Annotated in this window: 1 protein-coding gene; it reads left to right on the top strand. The window is 62.7% G+C overall.

Features of this window, described 5'->3' with window-relative positions; all coding sequences use genetic code 11:
* Positions 1-450 precede the first annotated feature (450 nt).
* The coding region (locus ACEN88_RS33345) for a TSUP family transporter (RefSeq protein WP_413346608.1) at positions 451-699 on the top strand (249 nt) is incomplete at its 3' end.

The raw sequence follows: 699 nt of genomic DNA, 5'->3' as shown, positions 1-699 counted from the left end.
TTATGTTTTTAAGATACATAGCCATGCCACTGCCAGCCGGCCAGCGGGACGATGACGCCCGACGCGGCCACGGCCACGAGCAGCGGGGAATAGGTTTGCAGGGGGCGTAGTCGGGGCACGCGGCGCTCCGTCGATGTTCGGGTAGGTTTCGTGTTTGCGGTATCTGCGGCCGCATCGGTGCTGATCATGTCAGATGAAGTTGCCGTACCGCAAGCTTTTTGCCGGGGAATATGGCGGATGCGAGGGGAAAACAACACTTGCTTGAGTGATCGCTAACACATTGTTGCGAAAGGAGTTTTCGATTCGCTACGCGATTTTGACGCATTGCCAATGCAGAGGGGAATGCTGACAAGCAGGCATGGCGGGCGTGACTGTGCCTTCGCCCCAGCCGAAGTGTGACGCCGGAATTGCCGGATTGCGGGAGCGCACCGCGCCGACTACCATCGTGACATGGATACAATGTTTCTTACGTTCGGGGCAGGCGTGGTGGCCGGTGCGATGAATGCGCTGGCGGGCGGTGGTTCGTTCGTCAGCCTGCCGGCGCTGATCGCGGCGGGTGTGCCTCCGGTGCAGGCGAATACGTCGAGCACGGTCGCGCTGTTTCCGGGTGGATTGGCCAGCGCGTGGGCCTATCGCGACGGCCTGGGGCCGGTCGGCGCCGTGCCGCTGCGCGCGCTGCTGGCCGACGGTTTTACGCCG

The sequence above is a fragment of the Massilia sp. CT11-108 genome (assembly GCF_047302915.1).
Classification (GTDB): Bacteria; Pseudomonadota; Gammaproteobacteria; order Burkholderiales; family Burkholderiaceae_D; genus Telluria; species Telluria orientalis.
Note: the sequence above shows the minus strand (reverse complement) of the source record. Positions and strands in the feature narration are given on the sequence as shown.